General features: G+C 58.8%; 15 protein-coding genes. 4 read left to right on the top strand and 11 right to left on the bottom strand.

Features of this window, described 5'->3' with window-relative positions; translation table 11 throughout:
- Positions 1–194: 194 nt before the first annotated feature.
- Positions 195–1178, top strand: coding sequence for a D-isomer specific 2-hydroxyacid dehydrogenase family protein (locus tag VXJ24_RS00845; RefSeq protein ID WP_330971026.1), 984 nt, complete (start codon positions 195–197; stop codon positions 1176–1178).
- Between the two features lie 83 nt (positions 1179–1261).
- Here VXJ24_RS00845 and VXJ24_RS00840 read toward each other — a convergent pair whose 3' ends face one another.
- The 11 genes from VXJ24_RS00840 to VXJ24_RS00790 form a co-directional block, all read right to left on the bottom strand.
- Positions 1262–2083, bottom strand: a complete 822-nt coding sequence (locus VXJ24_RS00840; RefSeq protein WP_330971025.1) for a PHP domain-containing protein — start codon at positions 2081–2083, stop codon at positions 1262–1264.
- 15 nt (positions 2084–2098) lie between these two features.
- Complete coding sequence (locus tag VXJ24_RS00835; protein ID WP_330971024.1) at positions 2099–3037, bottom strand: DUF4236 domain-containing protein; 939 nt, start codon at positions 3035–3037, stop codon at positions 2099–2101.
- 134 nt (positions 3038–3171) lie between these two features.
- Positions 3172–3516 (bottom strand): hydrogenase maturation nickel metallochaperone HypA/HybF, encoded by a 345-nt coding sequence (locus tag VXJ24_RS00830; RefSeq protein WP_330971023.1) that lies wholly within the window; start codon positions 3514–3516, stop codon positions 3172–3174.
- 63 nt (positions 3517–3579) lie between these two features.
- Positions 3580–6480: an FAD-dependent oxidoreductase gene (locus VXJ24_RS00825; protein ID WP_330971022.1), complete on the bottom strand. Its 2901-nt coding sequence runs from the start codon at positions 6478–6480 to the stop codon at positions 3580–3582.
- Between the two features lie 3 nt (positions 6481–6483).
- Positions 6484–7155, bottom strand: coding sequence for a hydrogenase nickel incorporation protein HypB (hypB, locus tag VXJ24_RS00820; protein WP_330971021.1), 672 nt, complete (start codon positions 7153–7155; stop codon positions 6484–6486).
- 16 nt (positions 7156–7171) lie between these two features.
- Complete coding sequence (locus VXJ24_RS00815; protein WP_330971020.1) at positions 7172–8551, bottom strand: FAD-dependent oxidoreductase; 1380 nt, start codon at positions 8549–8551, stop codon at positions 7172–7174.
- A gap of 193 nt (positions 8552–8744) precedes the next feature.
- Positions 8745–9299, bottom strand: a complete 555-nt coding sequence (locus VXJ24_RS00810; protein ID WP_330971019.1) for a cysteine hydrolase family protein — start codon at positions 9297–9299, stop codon at positions 8745–8747.
- A gap of 2 nt (positions 9300–9301) precedes the next feature.
- Positions 9302–9760 carry a PaaI family thioesterase gene (locus tag VXJ24_RS00805; RefSeq protein WP_330971018.1) on the bottom strand — a complete coding sequence of 153 codons (459 nt, stop codon included), beginning with the start codon at positions 9758–9760 and terminating at the stop codon, positions 9302–9304.
- 95 nt (positions 9761–9855) lie between these two features.
- On the bottom strand, positions 9856–10602 hold the full coding sequence (locus tag VXJ24_RS00800; RefSeq protein ID WP_330971017.1) for a M48 family metallopeptidase: 747 nt from the start codon (positions 10600–10602) through the stop codon (positions 9856–9858).
- Position 10603: 1 nt separating this feature from the next.
- A complete protein-coding gene (locus tag VXJ24_RS00795; RefSeq protein WP_330971016.1) occupies positions 10604–10828 on the bottom strand; it encodes a hypothetical protein in 225 nt (74 codons plus the stop codon).
- 55 nt (positions 10829–10883) lie between these two features.
- Positions 10884–11900: a LacI family DNA-binding transcriptional regulator gene (locus VXJ24_RS00790; protein ID WP_430623801.1), complete on the bottom strand. Its 1017-nt coding sequence runs from the start codon at positions 11898–11900 to the stop codon at positions 10884–10886.
- A 127-nt stretch (positions 11901–12027) separates the two neighbouring features.
- Here VXJ24_RS00790 and VXJ24_RS00785 point away from each other — a divergent pair, with 127 nt between their 5' ends.
- The 3 genes from VXJ24_RS00785 to VXJ24_RS00775 are packed head-to-tail and all read left to right on the top strand — an operon-like array spanning position 12028 to position 15927.
- Positions 12028–13107, top strand: coding sequence for an aldose epimerase family protein (locus VXJ24_RS00785; RefSeq protein ID WP_330971015.1), 1080 nt, complete (start codon positions 12028–12030; stop codon positions 13105–13107).
- A gap of 40 nt (positions 13108–13147) precedes the next feature.
- Positions 13148–14356, top strand: a complete 1209-nt coding sequence (locus VXJ24_RS00780; RefSeq protein ID WP_330971014.1) for a galactokinase — start codon at positions 13148–13150, stop codon at positions 14354–14356.
- On the top strand, positions 14347–15927 hold the full coding sequence (locus tag VXJ24_RS00775; protein ID WP_330971013.1) for a UDP-glucose--hexose-1-phosphate uridylyltransferase: 1581 nt from the start codon (positions 14347–14349) through the stop codon (positions 15925–15927). Before VXJ24_RS00780 ends, VXJ24_RS00775 begins: the two co-directional genes overlap by 10 nt.
- Positions 15928–16065: the final 138 nt, after the last annotated feature.

The following is a 16065-nucleotide window of genomic DNA, read 5'->3' as shown; positions in this document are numbered from 1 at the left end:
GCCCTCTCAGATGACCTTTCTGCACGTTGCTATAATAATTGAATCGGAGTCAAAAAATCCAAAAATCTTTGAAATCTTTGCGCCAAATATATTTCGGATTGCACAAATCTTTCGGTAGCCGAAAACATGCGTGTTTCCATGGAACATGACTTGAATGAAAGACAGGAATTGCTTATCGAAGAGGGTGCAATCACATGAAGCTCTTTGCCTATGCTCTGAGACCATACGATGAGCTTGGCTATATGGAAGACTTTGCGAAGGAGCAGGGATTCGGGTTTGCCTGGACGGCCGACTATCCTGATGCTTCCAATCTCGACCTTGCCAAAGGCGCTGACGCAGTATCCATCATCACGAATCCGATGACGCCCGAGATTCTTGACCAGTTCCATGAGCTTGGCGTCAAGGCCATCGCGACCCGTTCCATCGGCTACGACCACATCGATGTCGCGTATGCACACAAGCTCGGCATGAAGATCGCCCATGCCGCCTACCCGCCCCAAGGCGTCGCGAACTACGCAATCATGCTCATGATGATGGCAGCAAGGAAGGTCAAGTTCATCGAGCGCGAGAACCTTGTCCAGGACTTCGGCCTCAAGGGCAAGATCGGCCTGGATATCTCGTCTGCCACGGTCGGCGTCATCGGCACGGGACGCATCGGCGCTACGGTCGTGAAGCATCTCTCGTCATTCGGCTGCAAGCTCTTGGCAAACGATCCCTATCCGAAGGATGAGGTGGCAAAGTTCGCAGACTATGTCTCGCTCGACGAGCTCTATGCCTCCTCTGACATCATCACCCTCCATGCACCGGGATCAGCTGACAACTACCATCTTATCGATGCTGCCGCTCTCGCGAAGATGAAGGAGGGCGTCGTGCTCGTGAATGCCGCGCGCGGCTCCCTGATTGATACAGATGCCCTTATCGCAGCACTCGAGAGTGGACACGTCGGTGCCTGCGCCCTCGATACGATCGAGAACGAGGCAGGGCTCTACTACCTCGACCGTTCGCGCGACATCCTCCCCCACCGCGATCGCGCCATCCTCGATGCCTTCCCGAACGCGATCGTGACGCCGCACATGGCGTTCTACACGAGGGAAGACGTGAAGAACATGATCACAAGCTCCACGGGAGCCCTTCTTGCCTTCAGCAGGGGCGAAGAGACGCCGTTCGAGGTGAAATAGCTTTCACCGAACTCTCCCATGCATGCATGAGGCCCGGATATCGCTGCAGATATCCGGGCCTTGTTCTATGCAGCAGAGGGCAATCAGAGCTTGTCAAGTGCAAGCTGTCTCGCTGATACCTTGCCTGAATCGTCGTGCACGAGGATGTTCACATGCGTGAAGCCAGCTGCAATGGCAGCCGCTACGGCCTGGTCAAAGGCACCGAGGAGCCGCTCTTTCTGGTGGGCATCGGAATTGATGAAGATCTCTCCACCGAAGCCATGGAGCGCACGAAGAAGCTCCGTCCTCGGGTAGAGCTCCTTCTTCCTACCCCTGTTCACGGCGCCGCAGTTGATCTCGAAGGGAACGCCTTCCGAGACGAGGTATTCCATGGCTTCAAGGGCCGGGCCGAGATAGCGCTTCGAGGTCTCGTCCAGAAAGTGCATGTCGTCGTTGAAGCGGGTCACGAGGTCGAAATGCCCGATGAACGTGCACATCGTCCTGTCATAGACCTTCGCCTCGAGCTCGTAGTAGGCTTTCGAGAGTGCATAGAAATCCCCGCCGTAATAGTCGTCTGCAAGCTTCTGCATTATCTCGGGGGAGCTGTCGACGCTCATGGGCACGGGCGTCTCGACATCGAGGAAATGCGTGGAGCCGATGACGTATTCCGCTCCGGGGCAGGAGGCAGGATCGTACATGTTGTCGAGCTCGACGCCCATGAGGATATCCATGCGGCCCTGGTATTCTTGCTCGAGAGCTGTGATGGCCTTCACATAGTCCGGCCAGACCATATGTATGTCAGGATCCATGTGTCCGGAGAAGCCGAGATGCCTCATGCCGCGAGAGTAGGCTTCGGCAGCTACCGCTTCGGGCGTATCCGAGCCATCGCAGAGCGTCGTGTGGGTGTGGTAGTTCGCAAGGAGCATGGCAGATCCTTCCTCTCAGCTCTTCTTCTCTTCGTGGAGGCTCCCGTACGGAACGATCTTCTTGAGGAGCCCGGTCTTCGTCTTCGCGATGCGGTTCTCGAAGCCAAGCAGGAATGCTTCGGGATTGTCCGTCTCGGCTAGGCTCTCCCCAACGAAGCTCCCGCGTATAAAGCGCACCGAGAGCACATAGGCATCCTCGAGCTCCCCTGCCTTGTTCCGGCGCTGCGTATAGCCGGAAAGTATTATGCCAGGAAGCGAAGCATTAGCCGCAAAGATCGATGCAGCCAGATAGAGGGCAAGGCTCTCTATGCAGCGCACATAGTTCTCATGCACTTCGGCTGCAGGAATCCGGTGCTCTGTCAGCTTGCCCGTGGAGGTCAGGCTCTCTTCCTCGTCGGGAATATCCTCGATCTCTGGCAGATCCACATCGAGCAGAAGCGTGCTCGCTTCCGCATCGAACTCATAGGAGGCAGAGAAGAGATAGGGCACTTGCACGTCCTTCAGGATCTTCTCGCAGGATGCCTCGACAGGCTCTTCTGAAAGCGGCACTGCCTCATCGAGCGGTCCCACGGAAGGAGCTGTGCGGTAGAGGTCCAGATAGGGAGCAAGCACCTCTCTGAGAGGATGCGGCACCTCGTGCGTCTCTGCCGATGCAACGTCACGCTCAGGCAGCTTCCGCGATTCCCTCTCTTCGCACTCCCCTTCTGCGCTTCCGCCCTGGATCTTCTTCACGACGTCCTTGAAGTTCACGCCGACGCCTTTGTCGGAGAGCTTCGTGCGTGACGAGAGACCTGTGCCAGGCAGTCCGGCGTTGAGATAGGTGCCCTTCTGTCCGGTGCTGACCGAGAGGCCCTTCATGCCGGGCACATGGGCCGAGAACGAGAGTCCCGATTTCGAGATATTGATGCGGAATGCCGGACCGAGCTTGATGCTCTTGCGGAAACGTATGGACATGGCCTTCCTCCTCAAATAGGAGACCTAGGAATTGCCTGCCTCTATCCTATCCGAGATGCGGGATTCTGCACGCATGGAAAAGGCCCTCCGGCTGCTTGAGACCGGAGGGCCACAGAATCATATGCAGATGCCTGTCAGACAGCCTGGATATCCCGGATCATCACATCGCGGCCGCTTACGAGGTAGGTATGGTAGCCGCCGCAGTAGGGACATGCCTTGCCATATTCTGTCGTGCGGTAGGTCTTCCTGCAGTCCTGGCAGTACGACTTTCCTTCGACGACGATGAGGTTGAGCTCGCACTCCTGCATATAGCGGGTCTTCTTGATGGCCCACTGGTAGCAGTCGCGGAAGTAGTCGGGAACGATCGTCGAGACCTCCCCCACCTCGAGGTCGAGCTTCATGACCTTGTGCACATGGTTCTCCTCGGCCGCCTTCTCGACCATATCGATCACATGGACGACGATGCCGAGCTCATGCATGGGCGGATTCCTTCCTGGAAGGTGCGCCTGGATTGCAGACGTCCAGGCGCACCGAGATTTGTGCTAGTGCTTTTCCTCTTCGACCGCATTGCCGGTGTTCGGATGGGCTGCTTGCCAATCCTTGCCGTGCGTGCGCTCGTACTCCTTGCGCTTCGCGCGCATGATCTTCGCTTCCTCGGAGCCCGAGTTTGCGACGATCTTGACCATGCGCTTCAGCTGGTAGGCAGCAAGGCCTCCGACCTTGTCCTCTGCCTTCCTCATCGAGCTCATCTCAGGATGGTCGCGATAGAGGTGGATGGCATCGAACTGGCAGCGCGTCGTGCAGATGCCGCAGCCGATGCACTTGTTCGGATCGACGACCGAGGCACCGCAGCCAAGGCAGCGAGAGCACTCGCGCTCGACCTGCTCAGGCGTAAGCTTGCCGGAGACATCGCGGAAGCGGTCTTTGCCCTCCGGCTTTGCGACCGGCTCCTGGCGCTGGTAGGTGTCATAGGAGCCGAAGGAGAGGTCGTCCTTATCGAAGGGCTGGTAGTCGTGCCTGTCCCTGCCTATTGTCATCGATGCATTCTCATGCACGAAGCGGTGGAGCGACTCTGCAGCATGGTGTCCTTCGGCGATTGCGTCAATCACGAACTTCGGGCCCGTGTAGACGTCGCCGCCGACGAAGATCGAAGGCTCAGCCGTCTGGAACGTGAGCTCGTCAGCAACCGGATAGTTGCCGTGGTGGAACTCGACCTTCGTGCCATCAAGCAGCTTGCCCCAATCGATGGCCTGGCCGATAGCAAAGACGATCTTGTCGCACTCGATCGTGCGTGTCTCGGACTCGTCGTAGAGCGGCGAGAAGCGGTGGGTCTCAGGATCGATCGTGCGCGTGCACTTCTTGAGGACGATGCCCGCGACATGCCCTGCTGCATCGACGAGGACCTCCTTGGGTCCCCAGCCGCACTCGACTAAGACATGATCGGCAAGCGTCTCCTGGATCTCATCCTCGGAGGCAGGCATCTCATCCCTGGCCTCGAGCGAGACCATATGGACCTCGTCGGCGCCACGGCGTGCAGCATTCCTCGCGCAGTCGACAGCGACATTGCCGCCGCCGATCACGACAACCTTGCCCGACATTGCCGGGTTGCCCTCAGCCATGGACTTCTGCAGATAATGGACAGCGATATCGGTGCCTTCTGCGGTATCGTTTGCGACACCCGGGCGACGTCCGCCCTGGCAGCCGATTGCGATATAGAAGGCCTGATAGCCCTGCTTCTTGAGGTCTTCAAGGGTGACGTCCTTGCCGATCTCGACGCCGCAGCGGATCTCGACGCCCTGATCCCTGATGAGGTCGATCTCCTTCTGGATGACATCCTTCTCGAGCTTGTAGGTCGGGATGCCGTACTGCATCATGCCGCCAGGAAGCTCATGCTTCTCGAAGACGGTTGGCTTATAGCCGAGGAGGGCCAGGTAGTAGGCACAGCTCAGGCCTGCAGGGCCGGCACCGATGATTGCGATCTTCTCGTCGAAGTGTCCCTCGACGGAAGGCACGGCCTTTTTTGCAGCAAACTGCTTCTCCTGGGCAAGGTCGAAGTCGGCGACGAACTTCTTGACCTCGTCGATGGAGACCGGTGCATCGATCGTGCCCCTTGTGCAGGCATCCTCGCAGCGCTTGTTGCAGATCCTGCCGCAGACAGCCGGGAACGGGTTCTGCGTCTTGATGAGGCCGACTGCTTCCTGGTACTTGCCCTCGCGCGCCTTCCTGAGATAGGCCTGGACAGGCACGTGTGCCGGGCAGGCCGCCTTGCAGGGAGAGGAGCCCGTCGGCCACGTATTGTGCATGCGGGCCGTATCGCGGTAGTTCTCGTCCCAGGCATACTTGCCCCAGTGGATGGCATCAGGCAGGATGGACTTCGGATACTTCGGGAGCGTGCCATCCTTCTTGCAGATCTTCTGGCCGAGCTTCACGGCTCCTGCCGGGCAGGACTCGACACAGAGGCCGCAGGCAACGCAGTTCTCCGGCGTGACCTTTGCCGTATAGGCAGAGCGGGACAGGTTCGGCGTATTGAAGAGCATGCTCGTGCGCAGGGCATTGCAGATCTTCACATCGCAGTTGCAGATGTCGAAGATCTTCGTCTCGCCGTCGATGTTCGTGATCTGGTGGACGAAGCCGTTGTCCTCTGCCTTCTGGATGATCTCGAGCGCCTCATCGGACGTGATGTAGTGGGCACGGTGCGTCTCGACCGTGTAGTCAGCCATATCGCCAACCTGGATGCACCAGTCTTCGGGGTCGTCAGCGCAGCCCTCGCCGAGCTTCGTGCGCGAGTAGCGGCAGGAGCACATGCCGGCAGAGATGTGTCCCTCATACTTCTTGAGCCAGTAGGAGATGCGCTCCTTGTCGATGGCCTCGTTCTGGAAATTCACAGCCTCCTCGACGGGGATGACATGCATGCCGATTCCGTCTCCTCCGGGTGGAACCATCTCGGTGATGCCGGCCAGAGGCACGAACGTCATGCGCTCGAAGAATGAAGCGACGGCAGGATTCTTGTCGATGCGGTCCTTCGTCGAATTGAAGAGCTCGGCAGAGCCTGGCACGAAGTATGGAAGCCTCCAGCGCTTCGTGTGCGGTGCATCCTTGATGGGGCCGTTGTCGTCGTAGTGGTCGCCGTAGTCATACTCGAGGATGCCGATGACGGACATGTCGTCCAGGAGCTTCTGCAGATGGACCGGCTCCATGTTCGGTTCGAGCTTCATGAGGTCCTCGAACTCGTAGAACTTCCTGACCTTCATCTTGTTGCCGAGCTCGACCATCTCGTCGGTCAGGACCTCCTTGAGGCCCCAGTACTCGGCATCATTGGTGGAGACGCCGGTGATCTTGTGCTTCACGACGTCCGTGATCTTGCGGCCGAGCTTGGCCACGGCCGCATTGCGCTCCGCCTCGTTCTGGTAGATGGAGCGAGGGGATTCGAACTGTTCAGACATGGCTTAGGCCCTCCATGCTTCGTAGGTGCGCTCAATCCAGGCAGCAAGCTCATCTGTGCCGTCTCCTGTCTTGGCGGAGATCTGGATGAGGTCGCAGCTGTCGTTCCGGTCCCTCAGATACTTCCTGAACGTATCGAGGTCGAAGTCGAAGTACGGCAGGACGTCGCACTTGTTGAGGATCACGACGTCTGCCTTCTCGAACATGAGCGGGTACTTGAGCGGCTTGTCGTCTCCCTCAGGAACAGAAAGGATCACAGCATTGATGGCTGCACCGGTATCGAACTCTGCCGGGCAGACGAGGTTGCCCACGTTCTCGAGGAAGACGATGTCAGAAGGCATGTCCCCGAGAGAATCGATTCCCTGCTCAGTCATGCCGGCATCGAGGTGGCACATGCCGCCCGTGTGGAGCTGCACGGCATGGGCACCTGTCTCTTCCTGGATCTCGTCGGCGTCGATGGCACCGTCGATGTCTGCTTCCATGACGGAAACGGAGTGGTTCTGGGCGAGCTTCGGGATGAGGGCCTTGAGCGTCGAAGTCTTTCCGGCACCAGGCGAGCTCATCACATTGATGAGGAAGGTGCCCCTCTTCTTGAGGCTCTGGCGGAGCTTCTCTGCCTCGGCATCATTGTCGGCAAAGACGCTCTCCTTGAGCTCGATGATCTTGATTTCTTCCATGTGACCCAAGCCTTGTCTAATCAGTGAAGAAGCGGCGCACGAGGTCCTTGGAGTACTCGACAGTCTCCTCCATGTCGCCGAATGCCATGACCTCGCCAGCGAAGTAGGTATTCTTCTCGCCCTGGAGCGCCTCGACCTTGTCGTACCAGCCGTCAGCATAGTCCTTGCAGGACACATGCGGGAAGTAGTACCAGTCATCGATGCGCTCGGTCTTGACGACAGGAAGGCCCGATTTTGCCATGTCGGCAAGCGTCGTGTCGCGGGCCTCTTCGAACGGCACGTCCTTCATGCCCTCATGGTTCCTGAGCGTGAAGGTGACGAGCGGCTGGGGGCCGCAGTCCGGCCAGCGGTGATAGAAGACCATGAGATGTCCGCGGGTCTCAGGCGTCATGTTCGCGAAATAGTAGTAGGAGATGTCAGGCGACTTCTCGTCTTCTGTCCTCACTGCCATCGTGAAGTATTCCTTGTTCTGGATCTTGGAGAAGAGTTCGGTCTCTTCTGCGGTCGGGTCGCCGTATCCGAGGAACATCTCGAGCGGCGTGCAGATGATGAGCTTGTCGAAGACTTCCTCCTGCTTGCCGTTCAGCGTGACCGTGACCTTGCCGTCCTCGCGCTTGATGCCGGTGACCTCGGTATTGAGGACTGCCGGATGCTCGAGATGGCTGTTCACGCCCTGCCAGATGGACTCGGTGCCGTTCTTCCAGGTCCAAAGCTTGCCGGTGGACAGGAACTGCTTCACCGTGAAGGCATCGAGATACTTGAGCACATAGGCTGCAGGTATCTCGTCGAAGTAGCCATAGCCGAAGGACGTGAAGGGGCCCTTCCAGACGAGCTCTGCATCCTCGCAGTGGTTGAGCTTCAGGAACTCCGAGAACGGCATCGAGAGGTCCTTGAGGTTCGGATTCTCTCCCTCGATGTGGGCAAGCTTGAGCTCGGGCGAAGGGCAGAGGCCCTCATAGCGGCCCTGGGCGACTCCACGGTGTCCATTCACGTCGTAGCCCTTGTACTTCGTGGCAAGGAGCTTCGAGAGCTTGCGCATCTTCATGACCTTCTTGAGAAGAGCAAGCTTCGACTGCTTGATCGGGGTGCCATCGGTATTCGTGAAGCGGCGTCCCATGGCCGGGCCATCGGCATGCGTGGCTCCGCCGAACTCCTCGCACTCATGCACGGCGAAGTAGGTATCGCAGCCCATGACAGCACCCATCTCGATGGTGCGCTGCTCCTTCTTGCCGTCCTTTGTCGTGACTTCCATCTTCGGCGAGAATGCCTTGCCGCCGACACGTCCCGACTTCTCATAGATCGTGTAGTTATGGAATCCCTGCTTCTGCAGATACATTGCCATCGATGTTCCTGCGGGACCGCCACCTACGATGCAGATACGCTGGTTCTTGTCCATACAGACCCTCTCCCGTCTGTTGCTTTCCCAACACAGCAATTTCAGTATTGTACAAAAGAAGTACACAACTTGAACAAATTTCTTCAATATTTTTCTGAGGTATCTGAAAATTGGTACCTGATTGAGTCATGAAAGTGCAAAAAGGGAGCCTGCTGATGCAGACTCCCCCTGTTCGTGATTTCCTGTTCAGTACTTACGCAAGCTCTTCCATTGCTTCATCTGCCGTGACAGGCTTCGTGCCGAAGCACTTCTGCATATGCTCGAGCGCCCCTTCCTGCGTCCCGACAAGGAAGGTCCTCGTTGCGTCGGTGACGACTTCCGTCGCATAGCCCAGGTTCCAGGCGTCGGCAAGCGTGTGGAGGACGCAGATGTTCGTGTCCTCGCCGACGGCAATGAGCTTGGTGACTCCGAGCTCCCTGAGCGTCAGATCGAGGTCGGTTCCGAAGAATCCCGAATAGCGCCTCTTGGGGATGATGAAGTCAAGTGCGCCAGAACCTGCCTCGAACTCTGGATTCGGACGTGCATCGCCCTTTATGCCATGGTCTCCCCAGAGCTCGAGCTCTCTGTCCACGCCCTTGATATGCTGGTCGCAGAGGAAGATGACGGGAAGCTCTGCTGCACGTGCAGCATCGACGACCGCAGCGGCCTTCTTTACGAGAGCCGCTTCTGCGGGGTCCTGCTTGTAGAGCGTGTCGTCTGCTCCGGAAACGAGGACATCGATCACGAGGACCGCGGTATCTTTCTTCATGGCTATCTCTCCTTAGTATCCGTTGTGCCCGATATGCGTGCGAGAACATCTTCGGGAATCTCTCCGACGGCAAAGCCGGTCGAGCTCATGCGTGCCACGTAGGTGCCAAGCTCATCTGTGATCTTGGCAGAATAGAAGGCAAGGTGGCGCCCGTCACGCTCCGTTCTGGCTTCTGCGATGAGGCGGGTGCCCTTTACGGTCGTCAGGAAATCGATCGAGCAGCTCACTGCCACATGGGCCGTGCCCGTGGCATTCGAAGCGACGGCTATTGCGAAGTCGCCGAGCGTGAAGATGGCACCGCCCATTACTTCGTTCCTCTGGTTCCTGTGGCGCCTCTCGATTTCGAAGCTCACGCGGGCATATCCAGGACGTGCCTCTTCGATCCTGCAGCCGCAGGCATCGCTCGCGAAATGGTCCTCGGCAAAGAGCCTCTTGAGCTCTTCTGTGCCAAGCTCTGCCACGCTGCCTCCCTCCATCGGCGTTTATGTTTCCAGAATGGCAGCATATAGCCGCTTATGGAAGAGGCGCAACGTACAAGAAACGGAAATGGCCTTTGTCAGATGGGGCGTGGCGCCTGCTTGAGGTATTGCCGTGCGTGCTGCCAGTCAGGATAGGCGCGGGTGAGCTCCCGATAGAATGCAGCGCTGTGGTTGGGAACGATCAGATGGCATGCTTCGTGGCAGGCCACAGCTTCGGCACAGAATATGGGATAGGCGGAGAGTGCCGAGGCGAGCCTGATCTGGCCTGTGCCGGTCGAGCAGGAGCCCCACCGCGTCTTCATGTCCCGTACATGCCAGCCGGAAGCTGCTGCTCCGACGCGTACTTCGGCCTGCTCTGCCAGCTCGGGAAGCCGCGTCTCGAGAGCAAGCCTGCGCACTTCACGGATGGCATCATGCCGAATCTGGCACCCCTCATCGCTGTCTTCGAGCGCCGTGCGGCCGAGTCTGAGCGTCACGGTCTTCTTATCCAGATCGAAGGAGACGGATTGCCTGCTTGATTGGACTTCCTCGAGCATTACGGTGCAGGGCTCGCCCCAGAGCATCGTGTGGGAGCCGGAAAGGTAGCGCTCGGCGGATATGGCAGAGATCCTTCTCCTGGATGCCGCCATCTTCTCCTCTATCCATGCCTGGCGCTCATCCAGGAAGGACTGGGCAAAAGCACGGGAGCAGCGAAGCGGGATCGACATGACACAGCGTCCCTCACGGGTTACACGCAGATTGAGATTCCTGACATGGCGCTTCGTGACCTCCACGGGGGTGTCACCTGCATAGAGGATGAAGGAGACGCCTTCCTGCGAAGGCATCCTAATGGGCACCCGCGTGTGCAAGGCCTGCGAGGAGCGCTGCACAGGCGATGACAGCGGCTATGAAGGGTACGCTCAGAAGAGCCAGCACGATGCAGGCAAGTATGAGCCAGCCGAGTGCCTTGAAGGCGAAGGCAAAGGTCCACCAGACGAGCTTGAAGAAGAAGGCGATGATGCAGCCGACGAGCCACAGCCCGAAGACCGTAGAGAACAATGCAATGAACACGGAAGGTTCCTTCCAATACGTTTGACGAATGAATTGTACCCGAGAGCGGCTTCGGCTATCGGATGTCCCGTACCGTGGAGCGCTCGATGAGAGTGCCGGGAATGCGGATGTCCTGGACCTCGTAGCCCGGCTCCCCTGCCTTGAGCGCTTCCTCGAAGGCGCGGGTGCCGCGCTGGAACATATCGAAGCGCACCGTCGTAAGGCGGTTTCTGGGTACGGTGCCGCCAAGGGAATCATCGACGCCCACGACGCTCACGTCTTCCGGCACCTGCCTTCCGGCATCCTCGAGCGCGGCAATGACGCCCAAGGCCATCTGATCGTTTGCTGCATAGACGGCGGTCATTGACGCGTCTGTCGCAAGCGCGGCACCTGCCTCGTAGCCGCTGTCTGCGGTCCAGTCACCGGCAAGGGGCTCCACTGCTTCAATCCCCTGCTCTTCCAGCGCATCTCGCCAGCCCTTTTCGCGGAATGTGGAGTCGACCGAATATGAGGGGCCGGCAACGAAGCGGATCTCTCTGTGTCCATGGGAAAGGAGATGATTCATAACAAGGCGGGAGCAGCCATACTGGTCAGAATCTATTGACGTGCAGCCGGGGTGCGGATACATGGTCAGAAGCACGCAGCCCAAGCCCTGTGCCGGACGGAAGACATCGAAGTCCTCTGCCTTGATGCTCATGCTGACGATCATCGCATCGACAGGAAGGGCAAGCATGCGCCTCGTTGTCGCTTCGAGCGAGACAGGGCTGTCGTCACGTTCCTCTTCCATCGTTATGGCATACCCATGCTCACGTGCAGCAGTGGCGATACCGTCAAGCGTCGAGAGATTGCCGTACTGCGTGATGTTGTAGATCGTGAGGCCCACCGAATGGTAGCGGCCGCTCCTGAGCGAGCGCCCGGCAAAGTTGGGGCGGAACCCGAGCTCCTCCATCGCACGTGTCACAGCGAGGCGCGTCTTCTCGCTCACATTGGGCTGCCGGTTCACGACGCGGGAGACAGTCTGCTGGGATACGCCCGCGGCACGAGCGACATCCGCTGCCGATACCGGACGGTGCATCTGCTCTCTCTTCGTCACGCGAATCCCTCCTGCCGCTCCCCTGCCATTTGGTTCCATTGGCGAAAACAGTAGCACAGAGCCAAGAATCTCGCTGCAATTGAGCAATGCGTACGTTAACATTGTAGCGGAAGCAGGGAGGATGCATATGGTCGAGAGCTCGATGTTCGGCATGCTGCCAGATGGCAGCTGCGCCATGAAATATACGATTCCAGCAGGCAAAGCTGCCCTGACCGTCACCGATTTCGGCGCAACGGTACTGGGCCTTTCCGTTCCGGACAGGGACGGGAACGTGGATGATATCGTGCTCGGCTTCTCCGGGCTTGAAGGCTACCTCAATGACCCCGCCTGCTACGGCGCGACAATCGGACCTGTCGCGAACAGGACCCGCGGCGCCGAGCTTACGATTGGCTCGCAGCCATATGCACTCGAGAGGAATGATGGGCCTGACAACGCAAACAACCTCCACTCGAGCCTGACGAAAGGCCTCCACAAGAGGCTCTGGGAACGCATCGAAGATGAGTCGGATGATTCTCTGACGCTTGCCTGCAATCTGGCAGACGGAGAGCTTGGCCTTCCGGGCAACCGCCGCTTCACCGCAACATTCTCTCGGGTAGAAGAGCAGGATGGCTATAGAGTCGACATACGCTACCGGTGCGAGAGCGACAAAGAGACGTTCGTGAACGTGACGAACCACACGTATTTCAATCTCGCGGGCCATGCTTCAGGTTCTGCCCTCGATACGGTTGTCGCAATCGATGCAGACAGCTTCCTGCCGATAGCAGGCGACCATGTGCCGGATGGACGCATCCTGCCCGTGGCAGGCACTCCTTTCGACTTCAGGACTCCCAAGGCATTGGGCCAAGATCTCGGTCAGGCATCGGTTCAGCTCGAGCGGGGGCATGGCATCGACCACTGCTTCTGCGCAAGGGGCTGGGAGCCTGATGGCAAGCTCAGGCATGCCCTTTCAGCTCATGATCCGAAGTCCGGACGTACGCTCGACATCTCTGTGACGACTCCCGGCATCCAGCTCTATCCCGGAAACTGGCTCGATGATCCGGAGGGGAAAGATGGGACGAGCTACGTAGCAGGCGCTGGCTTTGCGGCCGAGGCTGAGTACTTCCCCGATTGCGTACATCACCCGTCGTGGCCCCAGCCCGTCTGCACGCCAGAGAGGCCTTACGAAATAGGCATTGCCTGGATGCTTGGCACGTATGCGCAGCGATAGGCTGCCGCATGTTGGACAGACAAGACAAGGAGAGCACAAGATGGAATCCTCAAAGATGACGGAAGGACAGATGCGGGCGCACGAAGTCTTCGACGAAGCATTCGGCGAGCCAGAAAAGGGAGCCAAATTGCTTCAGGTGCATGCACCAGGACGCTCCGAGATCGCCGGCAATCACACCGATCATGAGGGTGGCCATGTCATTGCGGGCGCCCTCGATGTCGCAATCGACGCCGTAGCCAGAAAGACAGAAGGCACGCTGATCCGCCTTGCAAGCGATGGCTACCCTCTCGTCACGGTCGATGCCTCCGACCTCTCGATCCGCGAAGACGAGAAGAATACGACGGCTGCGCTTGTGCGTGGCATGGCGGCATCCATGGCTGAGGATGGCAGGGTGCCCTCCGGCTTCGATATCGCCCTTACGAGCACGATTCCCGTGGGTGGCGGGCTTTCCTCCTCCGCTGCCATCGAAGCGGCGCTCGGCCGTGCCATGGAAGCGTTTTGGGACGGAAAGAGCTACGATGCGCTCGAGCTTGCCCGCATGTGCCAGAAAGTCGAGAACGTCTATTTCGGCAAGCCCTGTGGCCTCATGGACCAGGCTTCGGTCTGTCTCGGCGGCCTTGCCTTCATCGATTTCTTCGATAAGGAGAATCCCAAGGCAGAGAAGCTTGTCTATGACTTCGAGGATGCAGGATACGCCCTGATCTTGGCAAAGGTCGGAGCGAGCCATGAGGACCTGACCGACGCCTATGCCGCCATCCCCGAAGAGATGCAGGAAGTGGCCCGCACCTTCGGCAAGGTCCGTCTCGCCGATGTGGACGAGAAGAAGTTCCTTGATGCGGTGCCGGAGCTCAGGAAGAAGCTCGGCGACAGGCCGGTGCTCCGTGCCCTCCATTACTGGAACGAGGACCGGCTCGTTCAGAAGAGGTGGCAGGCACTCCAGGAAGGCAATATCGAAGAGTTCCTGGCACTCACGCGCGCGTCGGGCAAGAGCTCTGCCATGTATCTCCAGAATGTGACGACAGGCAATGCCGAGCAGCCGGCAATGGTTGCGCTTGCACTTGCCGAGCGCCTTCTAGAAGGCAAAGGCGCTTGCCGGATCCACGGCGGCGGCTTCGGCGGCACGATCCAGTGCTTCGTCCCGCTTGCAGAAGCAGGCCAGTTCCAGGAGAGGATGGACGCCTGGCTCGGCAAGGATGCCACGCGCCGCTATCACATTGCAGAAAGGGGTGCTTTTGCATCATGGGAGTAGCTGAAGACATTGCAGCAGAGATCGAAGCCATCTGCGACTATGCAGCCGTGCACGGCCTGCTAGCCTGGGAAGACCGCATCTGGGCATACAACAGCGTGCTTTCTGCCATAGGACACACCGGCCCTGGACCTCAAGATGCATGGACACTGGCCGAGAATGCAGAAGATCCTGCTGTCTCCCCTGCTGCGTCATCTGACGTCCCCGACAAGCTCCTGGCAGATCTTGCCGAGCATGCGATTGCTGCCGGCAAGGAGGAGAATACTGCCTCGGGACGCGACCGCATCGCAATGGAGATCATGGGGCTCCTCATGCCAAGGCCGTCTGAGATAGTAAAGAAGTTCGCTGATCAGAGAAGCACCAAGGGCGCCCAGGCCGCAACAGACTGGTTCTACAGCCTCTGCTGCGATGCCGGCTATGTGCGCAGGTCAGCCATTGCCAGAAACATCTGCTGGACATATGAGAGCGCCTACGGTCCTCTCGAGATCACGATCAATCTCTCGAAGCCGGAAAAGGACCCCAGAGAGATTGCAGCAGCCGGCAAGGCGCCTGCAGGCGAGAAATATCCTGCCTGCCAGCTCTGCATCGAGAACGAAGGATATGCGGGCCGTCCTGCGTCCGATGCCTTCGGCGCCCATCCAGCGCGCCAGAATCTCCGCATCATCCCGATCGAGCTCGGGCACGAGCGGTGGGGCTTTCAGTACTCCCCTTATGCCTACTTCAACGAGCACTGCATCGCTATGAGCGCGCACCACCGCCCGATGCATGTGGACAGGGCGTCGCTTTCCTGCCTGCTCGATTTCGTGGACCTCTTCCCCCACTACTTCATCGGCTCGAATGCCGACCTGCCTATCGTCGGTGGCTCCATCCTCTCGCATGACCACTACCAGGGCGGCAGGCATGAATTCGCGATGATGAAGGCAGAGACGGCAGAGACATTCGAGGTCCCAGGATATCCCAACATCAAGGGCGAAGTCCTCAAGTGGCCGCTCTCGGTCCTGAGGCTCACTTCCCAGAACCGGAGCCAGATCCTCGATGCAGCAGAGCACATCATCACATGCTGGAGAGCCTGGAGCGACCCCGATCTCGGCATCATCGCCCACGACGAGAATGGCGCCCACAATACGGTCACGCCTATCGTCAGGAAGCATGACGGCACCTATGAGGCCTACCTCGCTCTCAGGTGCAATATCACCTCGAAGGACCATCCGCTCGGCGTCTTCCATCCGCATGAGCAGTGGCACCATATCAAGCGCGAGAACATCGGCCTCATCGAGGTCATGGGTCTGGCCATCCTCCCTCCCCGCCTCGTGCCCGAGCTCAAGCGCACTGAGGAGCTCCTCCTCAAGGGTGCCTCCCTCGAAGAGCTCAGGCAGGATGAGCTCGCTTCCGCCCATGCCGTCTGGGCAAGAGGGCTTGCCCAGACGCATCCGGAGCTTGCAGAAGACAACATCCAGGCCATCGTGAAAGATGCTGTCGGCGAAGTCTTCTCGCATGTGCTCGAGGATGCCGGCGTCTTCAAATGGGATGAAGCCGGGCGCGCGGGGCAGATGCGCTTCATAGCGTCGCTGTAGCAGCTGCACATTTGCATGCAGGAACTGCCTGCATAGGGCACGCAGATTGAACAAATGCTCAACGAGGCATTCCTGCATGTGATGACGCGTCATTGACGTAAAGGTTTGCAGGACATGTCCTGCAGCGAAAAGATCATG

Origin of the sequence: Olsenella kribbiana, from assembly GCF_036408795.1 — a bacterium.
Lineage (GTDB): Bacteria > Actinomycetota > Coriobacteriia > Coriobacteriales > Atopobiaceae > Olsenella_L > Olsenella_L kribbiana.
This window is presented reverse-complemented; position numbering and strand designations above follow the sequence as displayed.

Coding starts and splice junctions, on each gene's coding strand:
- VXJ24_RS00845 (WP_330971026.1), top strand. CDS start 195: ATGAAGCTCTTTGCCTATGCTCTGAGACCATACGATGAGCTTGGCTAT.
- VXJ24_RS00840 (WP_330971025.1), bottom strand. CDS start 2,083: ATGCTCCTTGCGAACTACCACACCCACACGACGCTCTGCGATGGCTCG.
- VXJ24_RS00835 (WP_330971024.1), bottom strand. CDS start 3,037: ATGTCCATACGTTTCCGCAAGAGCATCAAGCTCGGTCCGGCATTCCGC.
- VXJ24_RS00830 (WP_330971023.1), bottom strand. CDS start 3,516: ATGCATGAGCTCGGCATCGTCGTCCATGTGATCGATATGGTCGAGAAG.
- VXJ24_RS00825 (WP_330971022.1), bottom strand. CDS start 6,480: ATGTCTGAACAGTTCGAATCCCCTCGCTCCATCTACCAGAACGAGGCG.
- hypB (WP_330971021.1), bottom strand. CDS start 7,155: ATGGAAGAAATCAAGATCATCGAGCTCAAGGAGAGCGTCTTTGCCGAC.
- VXJ24_RS00815 (WP_330971020.1), bottom strand. CDS start 8,551: ATGGACAAGAACCAGCGTATCTGCATCGTAGGTGGCGGTCCCGCAGGA.
- VXJ24_RS00810 (WP_330971019.1), bottom strand. CDS start 9,299: ATGAAGAAAGATACCGCGGTCCTCGTGATCGATGTCCTCGTTTCCGGA.
- VXJ24_RS00800 (WP_330971017.1), bottom strand. CDS start 10,602: ATGCCTTCGCAGGAAGGCGTCTCCTTCATCCTCTATGCAGGTGACACC.
- VXJ24_RS00785 (WP_330971015.1), top strand. CDS start 12,028: ATGGTCGAGAGCTCGATGTTCGGCATGCTGCCAGATGGCAGCTGCGCC.
- VXJ24_RS00780 (WP_330971014.1), top strand. CDS start 13,148: ATGGAATCCTCAAAGATGACGGAAGGACAGATGCGGGCGCACGAAGTC.
- VXJ24_RS00775 (WP_330971013.1), top strand. CDS start 14,347: ATGGGAGTAGCTGAAGACATTGCAGCAGAGATCGAAGCCATCTGCGAC.